This window comes from Aminobacter sp. P4_H6_2 (genome assembly GCF_056400805.1).
The window spans coordinates 1-4793 of sequence record NZ_JBFUKO010000418.1 but is presented as its reverse complement, the minus strand read 5'-3'; the positions used below and the strand labels follow the sequence as shown (position 1 = coordinate 4793).

Below are 4793 nucleotides of genomic sequence, written 5' to 3'. Positions count from 1 at the left end.
CGATAGAGCCAAGGGATGTTGTTGCAGACGTGGTTTCCAATCGGAAAGACATGGAGTTCCGCGCCATTGCTGCAAAAGTCGGCGCATTTTTGCGCTTCGGATGGCGGAAAAATCTTGTCGCGCCCGCCATGCAGGATGAGTGCGGGAGCCTTGGGGCCGTCGATATCGGCCAGCGTGAAGTTGCGGGCGCGCTCCACCACATCCTCGCCGCCGAGGGCAAACGTCATGTTGTCCTGATAGACTTTCGGCAGCGACGGCCAAAGTGCGCCGAGGTCATGAAAGCCGTTGATCGAGACCACGCCCGCAAGGTGTTCCAACGAGGCGGCGGCGCGCAGCGCCAGCATGCCGCCGAAGGCCATGCCAACCAAGCCGACCGCACCCGACAGGCCCGGCTTTGCCTCGACCGCCGCAAGCGCCGCGGCAATTGCGGGCGCGATGTCGGCCCGCAGATGGCCAAACGACCGCCCTTCGCCCTGGCCCGGCCCATCGAGCGACAGCGTTGCGATGCCACGGCTCAGGAAGTGCCGTTCGAAGGCCGGGAATTCTTCCTTGGTGGAATCCGAGCCGGGGACAATCAGCGCCAAGGGATACGGCCCAGGTCCCTGCGGCAGCCTGAGATAGGCTCGCAGGACGCCGCCCTCGAACGGCACCTCGACCAGTTCGGCGGGCGGGTCCAGCAAGGGTGCTGCCCTACGGAACAACGCGACCTTGCGCGCCGCGACAAGCTCCTTGGCGTCGAGATCGTCGAAGGCCATGAACTGCCCGAAATGATAAAACAGGCTGGCGCGGGCAAAAGCTTCGCCTGCGGTGACAGTGTGGCCACGCGCCAGCGCGTCCGCGCCCATTTCGGCATGGCGGTCGCCCTCGGCGCTCCAAGCGGTCAGCCAGTTTTCCCAGATACCGGCGCTCTCGATGACGGCTTTCGCCGTGGCTGAGGGGATGCCGGCGACCTCGATGCGGGGCAGCCAGTGTTCGACCACGCTCAGCAACCTGTTTTCCGTTTCAGCCATTCCCGCAGTCTTTCATGTTCCGCCGCCATTTCCGGGTTGATCCAGCTTTCGGTCGATCGCCTTCAGTTCGGCCGAATACGTTTTGGCCTTGTCGCGGTACCTTGCCGCGCCGCGCGACAGATTTTCCGCCGTTTGCTCGTCGAGCGACCTGACGATCTTTGCGGGAATGCCGATGACCAGCGAGCCGTCCGGCACGATCATGCCTTCCCGCACCAGCGAATTGGCGCCGACAAGGCACCTCTCGCCAATGACGGCACCGTTGAGGACCGTCGCACCCATGCCGATCAAACTGCCCTTGCCGATGCTGCAGCCGTGGATTGTCGCGTTGTGGCCGATGGTGACGTCCTCGCCGATGTCGACAGGGAAACCGGGATCGGTGTGGATGACGCAGCCGTCCTGGACATTTGAACCGGCACCGAGCGTGATCGGCTCATTGTCGCCGCGCAGCACGGCGTTGAACCAGATGCTGACGCCGCTGCCGATGCGCACATCGCCGATGACCATGGCGCCGGGAGCGACATAGAAATTGCCGTCTTCCGGGAAGATGGGCTCTCGGTCGCCCAACCGATATGCCGATGGTTTGGTCACGCTATTTTCCGCCATTCGTTCAGGTAGGCATCGCCAGGAGAATAGACGCCGGCGCATTGGTGCGATTGACCAGGGCGCGGGCTTCACCGGGCGCAAGTCGGCAACTGTCGAGCACGCCGAGTGTCACCGATCCATCCACGGTTTCGACCGTCACTTCGCCGGCAACGACAATGTAGATTTTTTCCACCGGAGCATCCTTGAGCGAGGTGCGGCCGCCCGGCAGAAGATGCGACAGGCCGATCCAGATCGTATCGGTTGCCGTCGCCTCCTTGCCCTGCAGACGCAGGCAGCGCATGTCGTAGTGTTCGGGTGCCTCGTAGGACTTGGCTTCGCTGTAGCGGGTGACCTGCATTTCAGGCGCTCACGGCTTCAAAAGCACGCGGTCGGACGTGCCGCGCAGCACCGAGGCATAGGCCTTGGCGGCATCGGCCAGGCCGTAGCAGGTGTCGGGATTGATCGGGAACGGTTTCAACAGCCCTTCCTCAAACTTCAGCTTCAGCCTGTCGAAGATGCGCGCGCCGTCGACAGACGAATGCGCCAGCGTGTCGACGCCGATATATTTGTGGCGGCCGCGGAAGAAGTTGAAAATGTCGAAAGGCACGGCGCGGTCGAAGGTCGAGATGAAGATCTGCCGCGCCTGCTTGGCCATCGCCTTGTTGGCGATCTCGAAATAGGGACTGCCGACCGTGTTGAAGACGATGTCGGCGCCGTGGCCATCGGTCATCTCGCGGACGATCGCGGCAACATCCTGCGCACCGCTGTTCAACATCTCCACGGGAGCGTTGGTGTGGCCCATGAGCGGCTGATCGTTGTATTCGACGGCGAACACTTTTGCGCCGGCCATCGTCGCCAGTTGGATCGCCGCCTGKCCAACCTTGCCGTTGCCGCCACAGACCAGGACGACGTCGGTCGGCTGGACGCCGCCGGCCTCGCGGAAACCTTCATAGGCGGTGATGAACGGCACGCCGATCGAACCCGCCTCCTCCATGGAAAAATTCTTCGGCTTGGCCCGCACAGCTTTCTGGTCGAGCACCATCCATTTGGCGTGGCTGCCATCCTGGCTGATGCCGAGCTCGCCGCCGCCGCCCCAGACTTCCATGCCGATCATCTGCGATGGGCCTTCACGCACGATGCCACCGAAATCGCGGCCCGGCGTGCGCGGCCAGATGGCATGCGGCATGTGGCCGAGCGATGCTTTCACGTCACTCGGGTTGACGCCTGCGGCGACGATTTCGACCAGAACCTGGCCCGGTCCGGGACGCGGCACGGCGACTTCGGCGACCTCGATCAGGAGGTTGTCGAGATCGGGCGACTTTTGCGAAACCCTGAGGGCGTTGCCGGTCTTGGCGCTTGCTTGAATATTCATCTGGTTTGATCTCCTTTGCCCAAGCCGCGCCGGTCAGGCGGCAAGCCCCAGCATTTCCCTGGCTTCCTGAGGGCCGGCAATCTGCCCGCCGAGTTTTTCGATGAGGTCGCGGACGCGCTCGACCAACTCGCCATTGCCTTTGGCGAGCACGCCCCTGGCGATGTAGGAATTGTCCTCCAGCCCGACGCGGACATGGCCGCCGAGCAGATAGGCCTGCACGGCCATCGGAAACGACATGCGGCCGACGCCGAACCCGGTCCACACGGCGTCAGCAGGCAGCATGCGCGCGGCGGCGGCCATCATGTCGGTCGTGGCAGGAAAGCCATATTTGACGCCGGTGACGATGGTGAACATCGCCGGCGACTTCAAAACGCCGGCCTTCAGCAGGTCCTGCGCCAGAACGATATGGCCGCTGTCGAAGACCTCGAGTTCCGGCTTGGAGCCGGCTTCATTGATGATGTCGGCCATGATCCTGACGTTGCCCGGCGTGTTGATCACCACCTCATTGCCAAAAGTCATGGTGTTGAGGTCGAGCGTGGCGATATCGGGTTTCAGCGCGACGATATGCTCGACGCGCTTTTCCGGCCGTATCAGCGTGGTGCGCGGGCCGGCGACGGCCGGATTCTCGTCGCTTGGATGGTAGCGCCCGCCGGGACCGGTGGTGATGTTGAGGATCAGCGCGTTGTTCTTCGCCCGGATCCTTTCCACCACCTCGCGGTAATATTTCAGCTCCATCGACGGTTTTGCCGTCTCGGGATCGCGGACATGGATATGGGCGATGGCAGCACCGGCATCGGCCGCTTCGAGGCAGGAATTGGCGATTTCCTCCGGCGTCACCGGCAGGCCGGGATGGTTTTCGCGCGTCGTCAAATTGCCGGTGACGGCACAGGTGATGATGACTTTCGGCTGCATCAGAGGTGCCTCCCCCCGTCGACGACAATGCGGCTGCCGGTCGAGAATTTGAGATGGGTCGCGCAGGAAAGGATCGCCTCGGCAACGTCGGTCGGCGATGTGATGCGCTTGAGCGGCGTCGTTGCGGCGACCTTGTCAGCGAACTCCTTGCCACGGCCCGGCACGAACTGCGTGTCGACCGCCCCTGGCGAAACCGTCATGACGCGGATTTCGGGCGCCAGTGCGCGGCCGAGCGAATTGGCCATGATGTCGAGGCCGGCCTTGGCGCCACAATAGGCGACGTTAGAGCCGATGCCGGTGAAGGCGGCGATCGACGAGACGTTGACGATCAACCCGTCGCCGCTGACTTTAAGCGCCGGCGTAAAAGCGCGGATGGTGGCGAAGACGCCGCGCCAGTTGTTGATGAAGATGCGGTCGATCACCTCGTCGGTCAGCGCATCGAGATCGCCATGCGCCACCGGCTGGGTGATACCAGCGGTATTGACCAGGATGTCGGCCCGCCCGAACCTGGCGAGCACGGCATCGCGGAAGGCTTCGATCGTTGCGGTGTCCTCGATCGAAACCGGCAGGGCGGCATGACCCTGCCCAATCAAGCTCGCGACGATCTCCTCGGCCTTTTCCTTGCCCGAGCGGTAGCCGACAATGACGGTTGCGCCGGCTTCGGCAAACAGACGGCAGGTCTCGCGGCCGATGCCGCCGGAGCCGCCGACGACGACGGCCACCTTGCCTTCAAGCGAATTGGATGAGGTCTGGGCAGTCATCGCTCAGCTCTTCTTTCCCGAGATCGGCGGAATGAGGAAAGTCGGCGTTCCCGCCACCAGCTTGAAATCGTATTCGCAGGTGTAGAAAGGCAGCGTCGCGCCGGCAAAATCGGGATGCGGCTCGGTGTGCATGACAAAATCGCCGACGATCTGCTG

General features: G+C 63.2%; 6 protein-coding genes. All 6 read right to left on the bottom strand.

Annotation, left to right across the window (positions count from 1 at the left end; all coding sequences use genetic code 11):
* The coding region (locus AC1DUU_RS23255; protein WP_476785749.1) for an alpha/beta hydrolase family protein at positions 1–1010 on the bottom strand (1010 nt) is incomplete at its 3' end.
* A 12-nt stretch (positions 1011–1022) separates the two neighbouring features.
* A complete protein-coding gene (locus AC1DUU_RS23250; RefSeq protein WP_476785748.1) occupies positions 1023–1598 on the bottom strand; it encodes a gamma carbonic anhydrase family protein in 576 nt (191 codons plus the stop codon).
* A 19-nt stretch (positions 1599–1617) separates the two neighbouring features.
* Positions 1618–1950 carry a cupin domain-containing protein gene (locus AC1DUU_RS23245; RefSeq protein WP_476785747.1) on the bottom strand — a complete coding sequence of 111 codons (333 nt, stop codon included), beginning with the start codon at positions 1948–1950 and terminating at the stop codon, positions 1618–1620.
* Positions 1951–1959: 9 nt separating this feature from the next.
* Positions 1960–2964: a quinone oxidoreductase family protein gene (locus AC1DUU_RS23240; protein ID WP_476785746.1), complete on the bottom strand. Its 1005-nt coding sequence runs from the start codon at positions 2962–2964 to the stop codon at positions 1960–1962.
* A gap of 33 nt (positions 2965–2997) precedes the next feature.
* Positions 2998–3876 carry a beta-keto acid cleavage family enzyme gene (locus tag AC1DUU_RS23235; RefSeq protein ID WP_476785745.1) on the bottom strand — a complete coding sequence of 293 codons (879 nt, stop codon included), beginning with the start codon at positions 3874–3876 and terminating at the stop codon, positions 2998–3000.
* Entirely contained in the window at positions 3876–4637 is a 762-nt protein-coding gene (locus AC1DUU_RS23230) for an SDR family NAD(P)-dependent oxidoreductase (RefSeq protein WP_476785744.1), read from the bottom strand. The genes AC1DUU_RS23235 and AC1DUU_RS23230 overlap by 1 nt, the downstream gene beginning before the upstream one ends.
* Positions 4638–4793: the final 156 nt, after the last annotated feature.